This is a genomic window from Oryzihumus leptocrescens, from assembly GCF_006716205.1.
In the GTDB taxonomy this organism is placed as follows: domain Bacteria; phylum Actinomycetota; class Actinomycetes; order Actinomycetales; family Dermatophilaceae; genus Oryzihumus; species Oryzihumus leptocrescens.
Genome location: NZ_VFOQ01000001.1, coordinates 1,619,530 through 1,635,409, shown reverse-complemented (window position 1 = coordinate 1,635,409; position 15,880 = coordinate 1,619,530). Strand labels below are relative to the sequence as shown.

The 15,880-nt window shown below is 75.3% G+C and carries 11 protein-coding genes and 1 riboswitch; of the genes, 3 read left to right on the top strand and 8 right to left on the bottom strand.

Annotated features, from left to right (window positions below):
* Nucleotide 1: 1 nt before the first annotated feature.
* From cobT to cobN, 8 genes are all read right to left on the bottom strand, one after another.
* Entirely contained in the window at nt 2–1,735 is a 1,734-nt protein-coding gene (gene cobT / locus FB474_RS07705) for a nicotinate-nucleotide--dimethylbenzimidazole phosphoribosyltransferase (RefSeq protein ID WP_221632477.1), read from the bottom strand.
* Nucleotides 1,732–2,763: an Rv2231c family histidinol phosphate aminotransferase CobC gene (gene cobC / locus FB474_RS20950; RefSeq protein ID WP_246092392.1), complete on the bottom strand. Its 1,032-nt coding sequence runs from the start codon at nt 2,761–2,763 to the stop codon at nt 1,732–1,734. The genes cobT and cobC overlap by 4 nt, the downstream gene beginning before the upstream one ends.
* Nucleotides 2,756–3,814, bottom strand: a complete 1,059-nt coding sequence (locus FB474_RS07700; RefSeq protein WP_141788116.1) for a HoxN/HupN/NixA family nickel/cobalt transporter — start codon at nt 3,812–3,814, stop codon at nt 2,756–2,758. Before FB474_RS07700 ends, cobC begins: the two co-directional genes overlap by 8 nt.
* Nucleotides 3,811–4,236, bottom strand: a complete 426-nt coding sequence (locus FB474_RS07695) for a cobalamin biosynthesis protein (RefSeq protein WP_185746086.1) — start codon at nt 4,234–4,236, stop codon at nt 3,811–3,813. Before FB474_RS07695 ends, FB474_RS07700 begins: the two co-directional genes overlap by 4 nt.
* Nucleotides 4,233–5,633, bottom strand: a complete 1,401-nt coding sequence (locus FB474_RS07690) for a cobyrinic acid a,c-diamide synthase CobB (RefSeq protein WP_246092080.1) — start codon at nt 5,631–5,633, stop codon at nt 4,233–4,235. The genes FB474_RS07695 and FB474_RS07690 overlap by 4 nt, the downstream gene beginning before the upstream one ends.
* Nucleotides 5,630–6,244, bottom strand: a complete 615-nt coding sequence (gene cobO / locus FB474_RS07685; RefSeq protein WP_141788114.1) for a cob(I)yrinic acid a,c-diamide adenosyltransferase — start codon at nt 6,242–6,244, stop codon at nt 5,630–5,632. The genes FB474_RS07690 and cobO overlap by 4 nt, the downstream gene beginning before the upstream one ends.
* The gene (locus FB474_RS07680; RefSeq protein WP_246092079.1) at nt 6,244–8,289 is read right to left on the bottom strand and encodes a VWA domain-containing protein; all 2,046 of its coding nucleotides are present in this window, start codon (nt 8,287–8,289) and stop codon (nt 6,244–6,246) included. Before FB474_RS07680 ends, cobO begins: the two co-directional genes overlap by 1 nt.
* A 101-nt stretch (nt 8,290–8,390) precedes the next feature.
* Nucleotides 8,391–11,990 (bottom strand): cobaltochelatase subunit CobN, encoded by a 3,600-nt coding sequence (gene cobN, locus FB474_RS07675; protein ID WP_221632601.1) that lies wholly within the window; start codon nt 11,988–11,990, stop codon nt 8,391–8,393.
* A gap of 40 nt (nt 11,991–12,030) precedes the next feature.
* Nucleotides 12,031–12,171, bottom strand: a riboswitch (adenosylcobalamin (AdoCbl) riboswitch).
* A gap of 95 nt (nt 12,172–12,266) precedes the next feature.
* Between cobN and FB474_RS07670 the strand changes: the two genes are divergently transcribed.
* From FB474_RS07670 to FB474_RS07660, 3 genes are read left to right on the top strand one after another with little or no spacing between them, the layout of a single operon-like run.
* Nucleotides 12,267–13,604, top strand: a complete 1,338-nt coding sequence (locus FB474_RS07670) for a nitrite/sulfite reductase (RefSeq protein WP_141788112.1) — start codon at nt 12,267–12,269, stop codon at nt 13,602–13,604.
* Nucleotides 13,605–13,615: 11 nt separating this feature from the next.
* Nucleotides 13,616–14,239, top strand: coding sequence for a precorrin-8X methylmutase (locus FB474_RS07665; protein ID WP_246092077.1), 624 nt, complete (start codon nt 13,616–13,618; stop codon nt 14,237–14,239).
* A complete protein-coding gene (locus tag FB474_RS07660; RefSeq protein WP_141788110.1) occupies nt 14,236–15,780 on the top strand; it encodes a precorrin-2 C(20)-methyltransferase in 1,545 nt (514 codons plus the stop codon). The genes FB474_RS07665 and FB474_RS07660 overlap by 4 nt, the downstream gene beginning before the upstream one ends.
* Nucleotides 15,781–15,880 lie beyond the last annotated feature (100 nt).

The window sequence follows — 15,880 nt, the reverse complement described above, 5'->3', positions numbered from 1 at the left end:
CTCAGGCCTTGTCCGTCACGCCGGCGGAGTCGAAGGTCGCCACCTCGCGCAGCACGCGGGCGGCGGACTGCACCAGCGGCACGGACAGGGCCGCACCGCTGCCCTCGCCCAGGCGCAGGTCGAGGTCGACCAGCGGGGTGAGCCCCAGGTGGTCCAGGGCCGCACTGGCTCCGGGCTCCACCGAGCGGTGGCCGGCGACCCAGTACCCGGCCGCGTCGGGGGCGATTGCGCGGGCGACGAGGGCGGCCGAGCAGGCGATGACCCCGTCGAGGACCACCGGGGTGCGCAGGGCGGCAGAGCCGAGCAGGAACCCGGCGACGGCTGCGTGCTCGAGCCCGCCGACCGCGGCGAGCGCGGCCACCGGGTCGGCGGCGTCGACGGCGTTGACCACCAGGGCCCGCCGGATGACGCCGACCTTGTGCGCGAGCATGGCATCGTCGATGCCGGTGCCCCGGCCGGTGACCTGCTCGACGTCGAGGCCGGTGAAGGCGCTGGTCAGGGCCGCGGAGGCGGTGGTGTTGGCGATGCCCATGTCGCCGGTGACGAGGAGCCGGTTGCCCTGGGCCACGAGGTCGCGCGCCGCGTCGATGCCGACCTCCAGGGCCTGCTGCACCTGCTCCGGGGTCATCGCCGGCCCCTGCGTCATGTCGGCGGTGCCGCGGGCGACCTTGCGGGCCAGGAGCCCCGGCGCGTCCGGCACGTCGCCGGCCACGCCGACGTCGACCACGGTGACCTCGGCGCCGACCTGGCGGCCGAGGGCGTTGATGACCGCGCCGCCGGCGAGGAAGTTGCCCACCATCTGGGTGGTCACCTCCTGCGGCCACGGCGAGACGCCCTGCGCGTGGACGCCGTGGTCGCCGGCGAACACCGCGATGGCGACCGGCTCGGGCATCGGGGGCGGGCACACGGCATACATGCCGGCCAGGCGCGTGCCGAGCTCCTCGAGCACGCCGAGGGAGCCGCGCGGCTTGGTCAGCTGGCCCTGTCGCTCCTCGGCGGCGCGCATGGCGGCGGCGTCCGCGGGGACGATGGCGGCAACGGTCTCGGTCAGCAGGCTCACAGCTTCTCCTCCGGGCAGGCGACGGTCGCCCCAGGCCCCATGATGGACCGCCCACGTCAGCGGCCGCCGACGTGCCCACCCCGAGAGCACCAGCTCCGGCGCGGGCGGGAACTGCTCGACGTGCCCGACGCACAGGTAGGCCACGATCTCCAGGTGCCCGGGCAGGCCGAGCTCGCGGGCCAGCTCGTCGGGGTCGAAGAAGCTGACCCAGCCGACGCCCAGGCCCTCGGCCCGCGCCGCCAGCCAGAGGTTCTGCACGGCGAGGGCGGCGGAGAACGGCGCCATCCGCGGGTCGGCGTGGCGGCCGAGGGTGTAGGGCCCGCCGCGGGTCGGGTCGCAGGTGACGACGACGTTGAGCGGGGTCTGCAGGATCGCCTCGACCTTGATGCCGTCGAACAGCCGGGTGCGCCCTGACGGCAGCGACGCGGCGAACGCGTCCCGCTGGCGCGCGGCCAGGGCCTGGATGTGGGCGCGCTGCTCCACGTCGGTGAGGAGCAGGAAGTCCCAGGGCTGGCTGAGCCCGACGCTGGGCGCCTGGTGGGCCGCCGCGAGCACCCGGGTGAGGACCTCGTCGTCGACGGGGTCGAGGGTGAACCCGCGGCGCACGTCCCGGCGGCGGGCGATGACGTCGTGGACGGCCGCCCGCGCGTCGTCGGGGAAGGCGTGGTCGGTCATGGCAGCTCCTGAAGTGCGGTCGGGAGGGCGTGGGAGAGGGCGTCGGTGGTGGCCTCGTCGCGGGCGGCGACGCGCAGCCACTGCGGCCCGAGACCGGGGAAGGTGTCGCCCCGACGCAGCGCGAAGCCGAGGTGGCGCAGGCGCTCCCGCAGGACGTCCGCCCGGTCGTGGCGCGCGAGCACGAACGGTCCGGCCGGCTCGGCGACGACGTCGAGGCCCGCGGCCAGCAACGCCCGGGTGAGGTGGGACAGCCGCGGCGGCAGCCCGTCGGTGACCGCACGGCGGTGCGCCTCCCCCTCCGGGCCCAGGCAGGCCACGGTGGCGGCCAGGGCGAGCGCGTTGACCGACCAGTGCGGCTGGTATGCCGCGAGCCTGGCCACCAGCGCGGGCTCCCCGAGCAGGTGGCCGGCGCGCACCCCGGCGAGTCCGAAGGTCTTGGTGAGGCTGCGGACGACGAGCAGGCCCTGGGTGGTGGGCGCGAGCCCCGCCAGCGACTGGCGCTGGTCGGTGACGTCCATGAACGCCTCGTCGACGACGACCAGTCGTCCCGGCCGCAGCATCGCCGCGAGCGCCTCGGCCGGGTGCAGACGCGAGGTCGGGTTGGTCGGGTTGCCCACGATGACGAGGTCGGCGGTGGGGTCGACCGCGTCCGGGTCGAGGCGGAAGCCGGTGTCGCCGCTCAGGACCAGCCGCTGCACGCAGTGCCCGGCCGCCCGCAACGCGGCCTCTGGCTCGGTGAACTGCGGGTGCACCACGAGGGGCCGCCGCCATGGCAGCCGGGCCAGGAGCGTGAACGCCTCGGCAGCGCCGTTGGTCAGCAGCACCGAGGCCGGGTCGCAGCCGTGGGCCCGCGCCGCGGCGGCCACCGCGGCCGCCTGGTCGGGGTAGCCGCCGGCCTGCGCCAGCGCCGCGATGAGGACGTCGAGCAGCCAGGGCGGGGGTTTGGGCACCTGCACGTTGACGGCCAGGTCGACGAGGCCGTCGCCGATCTCCCGGTCGCCGTGGTGGCGCAGGTCGACCTCAGGCATCGTCACCGCCGCGCAGCCGCCAGACCGCCAGCGCACCGAGCCACGTGGTGGCGAAGATCCCCGCGATGACGTAGCCCATGAGCTCGAAGTCGTCGCTGACCGCGGCGAACGGCGCCAGCCACGCCTGCCCGGCGTACTGCACGAGCGCGTCGGCGAGGTAGACCAGCGCGATGAACGCGGCGACCGCCACGGTCACCGCGGTCGTGGCGATGTTGAAGAACAGGGTGCGCACCGGGTCGCGGTAGCTCCAGGAGTACAGCCGGGTCATCACCAGGGAGTCGGCGGTGTCGAACGTCGACATGCCCGCGGCGAAGAGCAGGGGCAGGCTGAGCACCCCGAGGACCGAGGCGCCGCCTCCCGCCGCGGTCGAGGCGGACAGGGCCAGCAGGGTGACCTCGCTGGCGGTCTCCAGCCCCAGCCCCATGAGCAGGCCCACCGGGTACATGTGCCAGGAGTGCTGGATCAGCCCACGGCGCCGCCCGCCGAGGATGCGCGTGACGAAGCCGCGCGAGAGCAGCGCGTCCTCCACCTCCGCGGCGGTGTCGGCGCCGCCGCGCAGCCGGCGCCACAGGCCGACGAGGTTGCGCAGGACCCGGGCATTCAGGGAGGCCACGACCAGCAGGAACACCATGGCCACGACGGTGGCGACGGTGCCGCCCACCGAGCGGACGGCGTCGACGTCGGAGGTGGAGATCGACCCGGCCGCGGCGGCGACCAGCAGGGCGAGGACCACGACCACGGTCGAGTGCCCCATCGCGAAGAAGAAGCCCACCCCGACCGGGCGCCGGCCCCGCAGCAGCATCACCCGGGTCGTGTCGTCGATCGCCGCGATGTGGTCCGCGTCGAACGCGTGGCGCATGCCGAGCACGTAGGCCAGCGCCCCGGACCCGGCGAGCCCTCCGGCCGCGGAGGTGTCGCCACGGTGCAGCAGGTAGAGCGCGATGCCACCCACGTGCAGGGCGACGATGGTGCCGAGGATGCCGGACAGGCGCCAGCGCTCCTCCCTCGTCCATCGGCCGGCGGCCAGCGGGGTGTCGGTCAGGGTGCTCATCGGTCCTCCCGGACAGGGGTGGCAACGGTGGGGTGGACAGCGTCCGGAGGGCCGTCGGCGGGAAGCGCGCCGACGGCAACCGTCCAGGCGCGTGAGGTGTGGCGCGGGCCGAGGAGCCTGCCGCCGCAGGCGAGGACCGCGGCCTCCGCGACGGACGAGCTGCCGACCGCGGCGAGGACCCGCGCGCTCGGCGTCGGGCAGGCCTGTGCCGCAAGGGTTTCCACGGTGACTGCCTTGACCCTCGCGCCGCTGGCTGCGGCGAGCCCCTGGACCGCGTCGGCTTCGGCGCGCCGGTCGAGGGTGGCCACCAGGCACACGGCGCCGGGGTCGAGCCCGCGCTCGGCCAGCGCGGCCGCGGCCAGGGTGAGCAGCTCATCCGCGGGTGCGCCCGGACGGCCGCCGACACCCAGGACGACGCTCACCGGGCCACCTCGGTGGCCGCGGTGACGAGGCGGCTCGCCAGCTGCGGGTGCCCGGCCCAGTGCGTGTGCAGGTATGACGCGTGCACACGACCGCGCACCGCCCCTTCCCGCACGGGCTCGCCGGTCGTCCCGCGCCAGCCCCAGGCGGGCGCCGGGGCGGAGGTCGTCGAGGGCACGACCACGGTCCGGTGGAACTCGTGCCCGGTCACGCGCTCCCCCTCCGCGGCCAGGACGCTGCCGGTGAGGGCCACCGCGCTGCGGTAGCCCAGGGTCAGGCGGGAGTCCATGCGTGCCCTCAGCGGCAGGACCCCGCACATCGGCGCACCGTCAAGCTCCTCGGCGAGGTAGAGCAGCCCGGCGCACTCCGCGGCGACCGCCCCACCTTGGGAGGCGAACTCCGAGATCGCCTGTCGCAGCGAGGCGTTGAGGGACAGGTCGGCGGCGTGCACCTCGGGGAACCCGCCTCCGATGACCAGGGCGGAGACGTCCTCGGGCAGCCGCTCGTCGCGCAGGGGGTCGAAGCCGACCACCTCGGCACCGGCGGCCGCGAGCAGCTCGGCGGTCTCGGCATACCCGAAGGTGAAGGCGCGCCCGCCTGCCACGGCGACCCGTGGCGGTCGGGGGCCGGTCACCGGGGCGCCGACCGCGCGGGCGGGGTCCCAGGGGACAGCGGCCAGGTCCGGTGCCTGCCGGGCGAGCCGGACCACCGCGTCGAGGTCGACGTGCTCGCGGACGAGGTCGGACAGGGCCGCCACCGCCGCGGTGGCCTCGGGCGAGCGCTCCGCCGCCGGGACCAGGCCGAGGTGGCGGCTGGGCACGAGCAGGTCGGGCAGGCGCGGGAGGGCCCCGAGCACCGGGACCCCGGTGGCGGCGATGCCGTCGCGGGCCTCGGCCTCGTGCCGCGCCGACGCCACGTTGTTGAGCACCACGCCGGCGACGCGCACCTCGTCCTCGTAGCGGGAGAAGCCGTGGACGACCGCGCCCAGGCTGCGGCCGGCCGCGCGGGCGTCGACCACCAGCAGGACCGGGGCCTGGACGAGCCGGGCGACGTGCGCGGTCGAGCTGAACCCGCCGGTGCCGGTGGCCCCGTCGAACAGCCCCATGACACCCTCGACCACGGCGACGTCGGCGGGGCGCGGGCGGCGTGCCCCGTGCAGCAGGAGCGGGACGATGAGGTCCTCTCCCTGCAGGTGCGGGTCGAGGTTGCGGCCCGGACGCCGGGCGGCCAGCTCGTGGTAGCCGGGGTCGATGTAGTCGGGGCCGACCTTGTGCGGGGAGACCTCGTGACCGGCGGCGCGCAGGGCGGCCATGAGCCCGGTCGCGACCATGGTCTTGCCGTGGCCCGATGCCGGAGCCGCGACGACGATCCGCGGCAGGTGCGTCAGCGGGGCGCTCACCACTCGATCCCCCGCTGGCCCTTCTGGCCGGCGTCCATGGGGTGCTTGACCTTGGTCATCTCGGTGACCAGGTCCGCGGCAGCGACGAGGTCTGCCGGCGCGTCCCGGCCGGTGATGACGACGTGCTGGTGCCCGGGCCTCGCGGTGAGGGTGGCGACGACGTCGGCGACGTCGACCCAGCCCCACTTGAGCGGGTAGGTGAACTCGTCCAGGACGTAGAGGTCGTGGGTGCCCGCCTCCAGCCGTCGCTGGATCTCGCGCCAGCCCTCCAGCGCGGCGGCGGCGTGGTCCTCCTCGGTGCCGGCCTTGCGCGACCAGCTCCAGCCCTCGCCCATCTTGTGCCACTGCACCGGCCCGCCGGCGCCCGTGCTCTCGTGCAGGTCGCCGAGCGCCCGGAAGGCGCTTTCCTCCCCGACCTTCCACTTCGCCGACTTCACGAACTGGAACACCCCGATGTCCCAGCCCTGGTTCCAGCCGCGCAGGGCGAGCCCGAAGGCGGCGGTGGACTTCCCCTTCATCGGGCCGGTGTGCACGATCGTCAGCGGCCGGTTGCGGCGCTGGCGGGTGGTCAGTCCGTCGTCCGGCACGCGGGCCGGCTGTCCCTGCGGCATCAGGCTGCTCCTGTCGTGGGGGCGATGCTGCGGCTCGGCGGGGCGATGCTGCGGCGCACGACCCCGGAGAGGGCGTCGGCGGCGACGTCGCCGAGGTCGAGGTAGTCGGCGCGCAAGGTGGCGGCCAGCTCGCGGGCCAGCCCGAGGCGCACCACGGACCGCTTCTCGCAGTCGACGACGACCGAGGAGATCCCCTGCGCCGCGCAGTGGGCCGCGGCGGCGGAGGCACGCTGGAGCGGCTGCTTGCCGTGGGTGGCACGGCCGTCGGTCAGGAGCACGAGCAGCGGGCGCCGCTGCGGGTCCCGGGCCCGCTGCCGGCGCACGAGCCCGGCCACCTCGACCAGGCCCTCGGCCAGCGGGGTGCGTCCTCCGGTGGGGACCTCGGCGAGCCGGCGCTGCGCCAGCTCCACGCTCGAGGTGGGCGGCAGCACGAGCCGGGCGCGGTCACCGGCGAAGGTGACCACCGCGACCCGGTCGCGGCGCTGGTAGGCGTCCAGCAGCAGCGACACCACGGCGGTGCGCACCTCCCGGACCCGGGCGGCCGCGCCCATCGACCCGGAGGTGTCGACGGCGAAGACCACGAGGTTGCCCTCACGACCCTCGCGCTGGCTGCGCCGCAGGTCGGCGCGCACCAGCCGCAACGGCGTCGCGGACCCGCGGGTGCGGCGGGCCGCGGCGTGCACCGTCGCGGTCACCGACAGGCCCTGGCCGCGCGGGTCGTCCAGCGGGACGCCGCGCAGGTGCCGGCCGTGGGTGGTCGTGGCGCGGGAACGCCTGCCGGCCACCCCCGGACCGGGCCGCTGGTGCGTGAGCAGGCGCGCGGCATACGGCTGGCCGGCCTGGGCCGCCGGCGACCCGGGGGCGTCGCCGGACTCGCCGGTGCCTGTGTCGTCTCGGCCGCCGGTCGGCGGCTGCGGCAGGCCGCCACCGGGACCACCGCCACCGTCGGGGCCGTCGTCATCCGGACCATCACCCTCGGGTCGACCGTCACCGTCCGGGCCGTCGGGGCCGCCCTCCGGTGCCCCAGGGGCCTGCTCCCCGAGGACCCGCTCGAGGTCCTCGGCTGCGCCGTCGGTGTCGTCGAAGGGGTTGCGGCGTCGCCGGTGCGGCAGGGCCAGTCGTGCCGCGACGCGCACGTCCTCGTCGCTCACCTCGTCCCGGCCGCACCACGCGGCGTGGGCGATGGCGGTGCGCGCGGTGACCAGGTCGCCGCGCATGCCGTCGACGTCGTAGGCCGCGCAGATGCGCGCGATGGTCTCGACGGCCGCGTCGGGCAGGGCGACCGCGGCGACGCGCTCCTGGGCTCCGGCGATGCGCAGCGACAGGGCCAGCTCGTCCTGGGCGTGCAGGGCTGCGAACGCGTCGGGGTCCCGCTCGAAGGCCAGGTGCCGGCGGACCACCTCGACCCGCACGGCCGCCACGCGGCTCGCGGCGACCTCGACGGCCAGGCCGAACCGGTCGAGCAGCTGCGGGCGCAGCTCGCCCTCCTCGGGGTTCATGGTGCCGACGAGGACGAAGCGGGCGCCGTGCGTGACCGAGACCCCCTCGCGCTCCACCCGGGCGCGGCCCATCGCGGCAGAGTCCAGCAACGTGTCGACGAGGTGGTCGGGCAGCAGGTTGACCTCGTCGACGTAGAGGATGCCGCGGTGGGCCTGGGCGAGCAGGCCAGGCTCGTAGGCGGTCTCGCCGGCCGACAGCAGCCGGTCGAGGTGCAGGGAGCCGACGACCCGGTCCTCGCTCGCGCCGACGGGCAGCTCGACCAGCCTGACCGGGCGCGTCTCGACCGGGGCGTTGAAGTGCGGTCCGTCCGGGCAGGAGGCGTCCGGAACCGTTGGGGCACATGAGAACCGGCACGACTGGACGACCTCGACCGGGGGAAGCACGGCGGCCAGGGCGCGGACCATCGTCGACTTGGCGGTGCCCTTCTCGCCGCGGACGAGGACGCCACCGATCACGGGTGAGACCGCGGACAGGCACAGCGCGAGGGACAGGTCGTCCATGCCGACGACGGCGGTGAACGGGTAGGCGGGAGCGTCGGGACGCAACGGGTGGGCCCTTCGTCGGGGGTGGTGGTGCGGGTTGGGTGCGCGGCCGGTGGTGGCAGCGGTCAGGGACGATCGCCCGGGTCACGGGCGAGCGCCCGGGGTCAGCGGCCGGCTTCGAGGTCGCCCTCGGCCTCGAGGTAGGCCTGGCGCAGCGCGGCCAGCACGTCGGGGTCCGGCTCGGCCCACAGCCCGCGCGAGACCGCCTCGAGCAGGCGCTCGGCCATGCCGTGCAGGGCCCACGGGTTGGCGGCCTCCAGGAACTTCCGGTTGACCTCGTCCAGGACGTACTCGCGGGTGACCCGGTCGTACATCCAGTCATGGACCACGCCCGTGGTGGCGTCGTAGCCGAACAGGTAGTCGACGGTCGCGGCCATCTCGAACGCGCCCTTGTAGCCGTGGCGGCGCATCGCCTCCATCCAGCGCGGGTTCACCACGCGGGAGCGGAAGACGCGCGCGGTCTCCTCAGTCAGGGTGCGCGTGCGCACCGTCTCGGGCCGGGTGCTGTCCCCGATGTATGCCGCGGGCGCGGCGCCCGTGAGCGCCCTCACCGTGGCGACCATGCCGCCGTGGAACTGGAAGTAGTCGTCGGAGTCGGCGATGTCGTGCTCGCGGGTGTCCGTGTTCTTGGCCGCCACCGCGATCCGCCGGTAGGCCGTCTCCATCTCCTCACGCGCCGGCCTGCCGTCGAGGCCGCGACCGTAGGCGTAGCCGCCCCAGACGGAGTAGACCTCGGCGAGGTCGGCGTCGGTGCGCCAGTCCTTGCTGTCGATGAGCTGCAGCAGCCCGGCGCCGTAGGTGCCGGGGCGGGAGCCGAAGATGCGGGTGGTGGCCCGACGCCGGTCGCCGTGCTCGGCCAGGTCGGCCTGCACGTGGGCACGCACGCGGTTGTCGGTCGGGTCCTCCTCCAGGCCGGCGACGAGCTGGACGGCGTCGTCGAGCAGGCCGACGACGTGCGGGAAGGCATCACGGAAGAAGCCGGAGATGCGCAGCGTGACGTCGATCCGTGGGCGGCCGAGCTCCTCCAGCGGGACGACCTCGAGGCCGGTCACCCGGCGGGAGGCGTCGTCCCAGACGGGTCGGGTGCCCAGCAGCGCCAGGGCCTCGGCGATGTCGTCCCCGGCGGTGCGCATCGCGCTGGTGCCCCACAGGGAGAGCCCGACCGAGGTCGGCCACTCCCCCGTGTCGTCGCGGTGTCGGGCCAGGAGCGACTCGGCCAGGCGCTGGCCGGTCTCCCACGCCAGGCGGCTCGGCACCGCCTTGGGGTCGACGGAGTAGAAGTTGCGGCCCGTGGGCAGGACGTTGACCAGGCCGCGCAGCGGTGAGCCCGACGGTCCGGCGGGGACGAACCCACCGCGCAGGGCGTGCACCACGGCGTCGAGCTCGTCGGTGGTCGCGGCCAGCCGCGGGACCACCTGGGCCACCGCGAAGTCCAGCACCTGCCCGACGGCCTCGACCCGCTCCTGCGGCACGAGCGCGAGGGCCGCATCGACGGCGTCGGCCTCCCACCCGTGGCGCTCCATGGCGAGGACCACCTCGCGGGCCCGCGCCTCGGCCCGGTCGGCACCGGCGCGGTCCGTGGCGGACTCGTCCAGGCCGAGCGCCTCGCGCAGTCCGGGGACGGCGTGGCTGCCGCCCCAGATCTGCCGGGCGCGCAGGATGGCCAGGACGAGGTCGACGCGGGCCGAGTCCTGCGGCGCCTGGCCGAGCACGTGCAGCCCGTCCCGGATCTGGGCGTCCTTGACCTCGCAGAGCCACCCGTCGATCTGCATGACCATGTCGTCGAAGCGCTCGTCGTCGGGCCGGCCGGACAAGCCGAGGTCGTGGTCCATCTTCGCGGCCTGGAGTAGCGTCCAGATCTGGCTGCGGACCGCGGGCAGCTTGGCGGGGTCGAGGGTCGCCACGTTCGCGTGCTCGTCGAGCAGCTGCTCCAGACGGGCGATGTCGCCGTAGCTCTCGGCGCGGGCCATCGGCGGCACGAGGTGGTCGACCAGCACGGCGTGGGCGCGGCGCTTGGCCTGGGTGCCCTCACCGGGGTCGTTGACCAGGAACGGGTAGACCAGGGGCAGGTTGCCGAGCACCGCGTCCGGGGCGCAGTCCGCGGACAGGCCGGCGTTCTTGCCCGGCAGCCACTCCAGGTTGCCGTGCTTGCCGAGGTGGACCACCGCGTCGGCGCCGAACCCGCCATCCTCCTGCCGCGCGGCGATCCAGCGGTAGGCCGCGAGGTAGTGGTGCGAGGGCGGCAGGTCGGGGTCGTGGTAGATCGCGATCGGGTTCTCCCCGAAGCCCCGCGGCGGCTGGACGAGCACCAGCAGGTTGCCTGCCTGCAGTGCCGCGAGCACGAGGTCACCCTCGGGGTTGCGGGACCGGTCGACATACAGCTCGCCCGGCGGCGGGCCCCAGTGCGCCTCGACGTGGGCGCGCAGGCCGGCCGGCAGGGTGGCGTACCAGCGGCGGTAGTCGGCGGCCGGGATACGCACCGGGTTGCCGGCGAGCTGCTCGGCGGTCAGCCAGTCGGGGTCGTAGCCGCCGGCCTCGATGAGCGCGTGGATGAGGGCGTCACCGTCGGCGGCGGCCAGCCCGGGCAGGGCGCCGGGGCCGTCGTCCGGGCCGAGGTCCCAGCCCTCGCTGCGCAGCCGGCCCAGCAGGGCCATCGCGCTGGCGCCGGTGTCGAGCCCGACCGCGTTGCCGATGCGGGCGTGCTTGGTGGGGTAGGCCGACAGGACCAGGGCGACGCGGTGCTGCGCCGGGTCGAGGTGCCGCAGCCGGCCGTGGGCGACGGCGAGGCCGGCCACCCGGGCGGCGCGCTCGGGGTCGGCGACATAGGCCGGGAGACCGTCGGCGTCGATCTCCTTGAACGAGAACGGGACCGTGATGACCCGCCCGTCGAACTCGGGCACGGCCACCTGGGTGGCGGCGTCCAGCGGGGAGAGCCCTTCGTCGTTGGCCAGCCACTGCTCGCGGGAGCTCGTCAGGCACAGCGCCTGCAGCAGCGGCACGTCCAGGGAGGCCAGCGCGCCGGCGTCCCAGGCGTCCTCGTCGCCACCGGCCTGCGCGTCGGCGGGGCGGGTACCGCCGGCAGCGAGCACCGTGGTGACGACGACGTCGGCCTCGGCGAGCGCGTCGAGAAGGCCGAGGTCAGCGTCGCGCAGAGAGGCGCACCACAGGGGCACGGGCCGGCCACCGGCAGCCTCGACCGCGTCGCACAGGGCCTCGACGAAGCCGGTGTTGCCGCTCATGTGGTGGGCCCGGTAGTAGAGCAGCGCCACGGTCGGCCGGGGCTCGACGGTTGGCGCTGCGGCGGCCGCGGGGCGGTCCAGGCGGCCCCAGGCCGGTGCCACGAGCGGGGCGTCGAAGCCGTGCCCGGTCAGCAGCACGGTGTCCGACAGGAACCGGGCCAGCGCCTCGAGGTTGGCGGGTCCGCCGTGGGCGAGGTAGGCGTGGGCCTGCGCGGCGATCCCGGCGGAGACTGTGGACAGGTGCATCAGCTCGGCGTCCGGCGCCTGCTCCCCGGACAGGACCACGACCGGGCGCGGGCCGGCGAGCAGCGCGTCGAGGCCGTCGGCCCAGGCGCGGCGACCGCCGAGGAGGCGCACGACGACGAGGTCGGCGCCCTCGAGCAGGGCGGGCAGGTCCTCCGGCAGCAACCGGGAGGGGTTGGCGTAGCGCCAGGCGACGGGGCCGTCTGCCACGCGGGCGCTCATCAGGTCGGTGTCGGAGGTCGACAACAACAGCAGCACGCTGAACCTCTTCCTGGGGTGTCCACGCCCCGGGTGAGAGAAGACGACGGGAGTTCCTGACTCCCACGGCTGGGCCGTGGTCACAGTGGCGGGACCGCGCCGGATTCACACCGGCTTCCTCCCCTTGCGCCGTCTTCTGGCGAAAGGGCGCTCAAGTGAGCGCTGGCCCGAAGCATAGCCAGACGAGCGGCTTGGACGACAGCCCGGAGCGGCCATCCGGCGTGGGTATGCTCCACCGCCATGCCCGCCCCGGACCGCCCCTTGGCGAACCCACCGACCCTGTCGCGGGGTCGCCCTGACCGGTGCCCCGGGGCGGTCCGGCTGCACCATGCCGAGGACGGGTCAGTGGCCCGGATCCGCGTCCCCGGCGGCCTCCTTCGCGCAGACCAGATTGATGAGATCGTCTGTGCGGCAACGGAACTCGGTGACGGTTCGATCGAGGTGACCTCTCGGGGGAACCTCCAGCTCAGAGGGCTGCCGCCGTCCTGCGGCGGCGACCTCGCAGCCCGGCTGTATGCCGTGGGCCTCCTGCCGTCCGTCGCCCACGACCGTGCACGCAACGTCCTGCTGTCGCCACTGTCCGGTCTCGACGGGCGCGGTCTGGCGGACCTGACGTCCACGGTCCCGGAGTACGACGAGATCCTCTGCGGCACAGCGGCTCTGGCCTTGCTCTCCGGTCGGTTCCTGGTCGCGTTCGACGACGGCCGCCACGACGTCGCCGCGCTCGACGCCGATGTGACCTTGGTCGCCCGGGCCGAGCGCGTCACCGAGCTCCTGCTGGCCGGCCTGCCGACCGGCCTGACCGTGGCCGCGGGGGACGCGGCCCGCTGCGCGGCCACGGCGGCGGAGGTCTTCCTCGTGGCGTGCGCCACCGCCGGAGCCGACTCCTGGCGGGTCCGCGACCTGGTCAGCAGTCCCCTCGACCTCCTCGACCCCGTCCGTGCCCTCCTGGCGGACCGGGCCATCCCCCACGAGCATTCGGACCCGGGACTGACGCCCTCCGCCAGCCCTCGCCAGGGGCCCGCGCTCGGGGTCGTCCGGTCCCAGGACGGCCCGGCTGCGCTGTCCGTCGCCGCACCGCTCGGACGCGCACCGGCGGCCTCCTGGCAGGCTCTCGTCGCGCTGGCCCGTACCGCAGTCGGAGACCTGCGTCTCACCCCGTGGCGGGGCATCGTCATCCCCGGCGTCGACGCCGCGGGATGCACCGCAGGCCTGGCCTCCCTGGCCTCGGCCGGGTTCGTCACCAACGCCCGCTCGCCCAGGGCCGGGGTCACGGCCTGCGCAGGACGGACGGGGTGCGCGAAGTCACTCGCCGACGTCCATGCCGACGCGGAGGCCTCCTTCGGGGCTGCCCAGAAGGCCTCTGGCACAACGCTGCTGCCCCTGCACTGGTCAGGCTGCGAGCGACGCTGCGGCCACCCCACCGGCGCCCGGGTGGAGGTCGTCGCCCAGCCCGGGGGCCACTACGTGATCGAGCGGCACGACGCCGCCGATCCCCCCACGACGACCGCCCTCACCGCCGGCGCCTCGCCGCAGGCCCTTGCCGGGGCGGTCTCGGACGCCCGACGCACCCCCTGATGGAGACACGCATGGACTACGAGAAGGACGGCGCCGAGATCTACCGGCAGTCGTTCGCCACGATCCGCGCCGAGGCCGACCTCGCGGCGTTCGACCCGGTCACCGCCCAGGTGGTCGTGCGGATGATCCACGCCTGCGGCATGGTCGACCTGGCCGGAGACGTGGTGGCGACCCCGCAGGCCGTCCCGCGGGCACGAGCGGCGCTGCGGGCCGGCGCGCCGGTGCTGTGCGACGCCCAGATGGTCGCCAGCGGCATCACCCGCGCCCGGCTCCCCCGCGACAACGACGTGGTGTGCACGCTCTCCGACCCGCGGGTCCCTGACCTGGCCCGCCGGCTCGGCACCACACGGACCGCAGCGGCCGTGGAGCTGTGGGGTGAGCGCCTCGACGGCGCGGTCGTGGCCATCGGCAACGCCCCCACCGCCCTCTTCCACCTGCTGGACCACCTGCGCACGGTGCCGTGGCGCCCGGCGGCGGTGCTCGGCATACCGGTGGGGTTCATCGGGGCGGCCGAGTCCAAGCAGGCGCTGGTCGACAACGACCTGGGCCTGGAGCACGTGGTGGTCCGGGGACGCCGGGGCGGCAGCGCCATCGTCGCCGCCGCCGTCAACGCGACTGCGAGCGAGGTCGAATGAGCCTGTCGGACAAGCAAACCGGGCGCCTGTACGGCGTGGGGCTGGGGCCGGGGGACCCGAACCTCATGACCCTGCGGGCGGTCGAGCTCGTCGGCGCGGCTGACGTCGTGGCCTACCACTCGGCGCGCCACGGGCGCAGCATTGCCCGCAGCATCGCCGCCGCCCACCTGCGCAGTGACCAGGTCGAGGAGGCGCTGGTCTACCCGGTCACCACCGAGGGCACCGACCACCCCGGCGGCTACCGCGCGGCCCTGGAGGAGTTCTACGAGGAGGCCGCCCAGCGGCTGGCGGCCCACCTCGACGCCGGGCGCGACGTGGCGGTGCTGTGTGAGGGCGACCCGTTCCTGTTCGGCTCCTACCAGCACATGCACAAGCGGCTCGCGCACCGCTACCCCACCGAGGTGGTCCCCGGGATCAGCTCGGTCAACGCCGCGGCGAGCCGCGTCGGGCGGCCCCTGGTCGAGGACCGTGAGGTGCTCACGGTGCTGCCGGGGACGCTGCCGGAGGAGGAGCTCGCGGCGCGGCTGTCCTCGACCGACTCCGCGGTCGTGCTCAAGCTCGGGCGTACCTTCCCCGCCGTTCGGCGGGCGCTGGAACGGGCCGGGCGGCTGGAGGACGCGTGGTACGTCGAGCGCGCCACCATGGCCGGGGAACGCACCGGCCGGCTGGCCGACGTCGACGAGGAGTCCGTGCCCTACTTCTCGGTCGCCCTGGTGCCCAGCGAGGTGGGCGCGCCTGCGGGAGCCGCTGCGGTTGCTGAGGATCCGGCGGTAGCGGGAGGAATCGGCGAGGTCGTGGTCGTGGGCCTCGGCCCCGCGGGACCGACCTGGCTCACCCCCGAGGCGCGTGGGGCCCTCGCCGTCGCCGACGACCTGGTCGGCTACAGCACCTACATCGACCGCGTGCCCACCCGCCCCGGGCAGCGACGGCACGCCTCGGACAACAAGGTCGAGTCCGAGCGGGCCACCTTCGCCCTCGACCTGGCCCGGTCCGGCCGGCGGGTGGCCGTCGTCTCCTCCGGCGACCCGGGGGTGTTCGCCATGGCGAGCGCCGTGATGGAGGTGGCCTGCGAGGACACCTATGCCGACGTCCCGGTCCGGGTGCTGCCCGGCGTGACGGCGGCGCACGCGGCCGCGGCCCGGGTCGGCGCTCCCCTGGGGCACGACTTCGCGACGATCTCTCTGTCGGACCGGCTCAAGCCGTTCGAGGTGGTGAGCCGGCGCGTGGCAGCAGCTGCGGCGGCGGACCTCGTCCTGGCCCTCTACAACCCGGGCTCGCGCAGCCGCACCTGGCAGGTTGCCGCCGTCCGTGAGCTGCTGCTGGAGCACCGCGCGCCGGACACGCCGGTGGTCGTGGCGCGGGACGTGGGCGGCCCGCAGGAGGCGGTGCGGGTCGTGGCCCTGGCCTCGCTCGAGCCGGCGGAGGTGGACATGCGCACCCTGCTCATCGTCGGCTCCTCGCAGACGCAGGCAGTACGCCGCGCCGACGGCCAACAGGTCGTGTGGACGCCCCGTCGCTACCCGGAGGAGCCTGCGGTCTGACGCGGCGTGCCGGGAGGTGAGGGCACGGCATACCGGTTCGTGGGCGGGCGATCCGGCGGGTCTGGACGGCGACCACCGGCGGGCGGACCATGGGTTCGGC

Excerpts from the sequence above, each read along its gene's own strand:
- FB474_RS07700 (WP_141788116.1), bottom strand. The coding sequence starts at position 3,814 with ATGAGCACCCTGACCGACACCCCGCTGGCCGCCGGCCGATGGACGAGG.
- FB474_RS07660 (WP_141788110.1), top strand. The coding sequence starts at position 14,236 with ATGAGCCTGTCGGACAAGCAAACCGGGCGCCTGTACGGCGTGGGGCTG.
- cobO (WP_141788114.1), bottom strand. The coding sequence starts at position 6,244 with ATGCCGCAGGGACAGCCGGCCCGCGTGCCGGACGACGGACTGACCACC.
- cobT (WP_221632477.1), bottom strand. The coding sequence starts at position 1,735 with ATGACCGACCACGCCTTCCCCGACGACGCGCGGGCGGCCGTCCACGAC.
- FB474_RS07670 (WP_141788112.1), top strand. The coding sequence starts at position 12,267 with ATGCCCGCCCCGGACCGCCCCTTGGCGAACCCACCGACCCTGTCGCGG.
- cobN (WP_221632601.1), bottom strand. The coding sequence starts at position 11,990 with ATGAGCGCCCGCGTGGCAGACGGCCCCGTCGCCTGGCGCTACGCCAAC.
- FB474_RS07665 (WP_246092077.1), top strand. The coding sequence starts at position 13,616 with ATGGACTACGAGAAGGACGGCGCCGAGATCTACCGGCAGTCGTTCGCC.
- cobC (WP_246092392.1), bottom strand. The coding sequence starts at position 2,763 with ATGCCTGAGGTCGACCTGCGCCACCACGGCGACCGGGAGATCGGCGAC.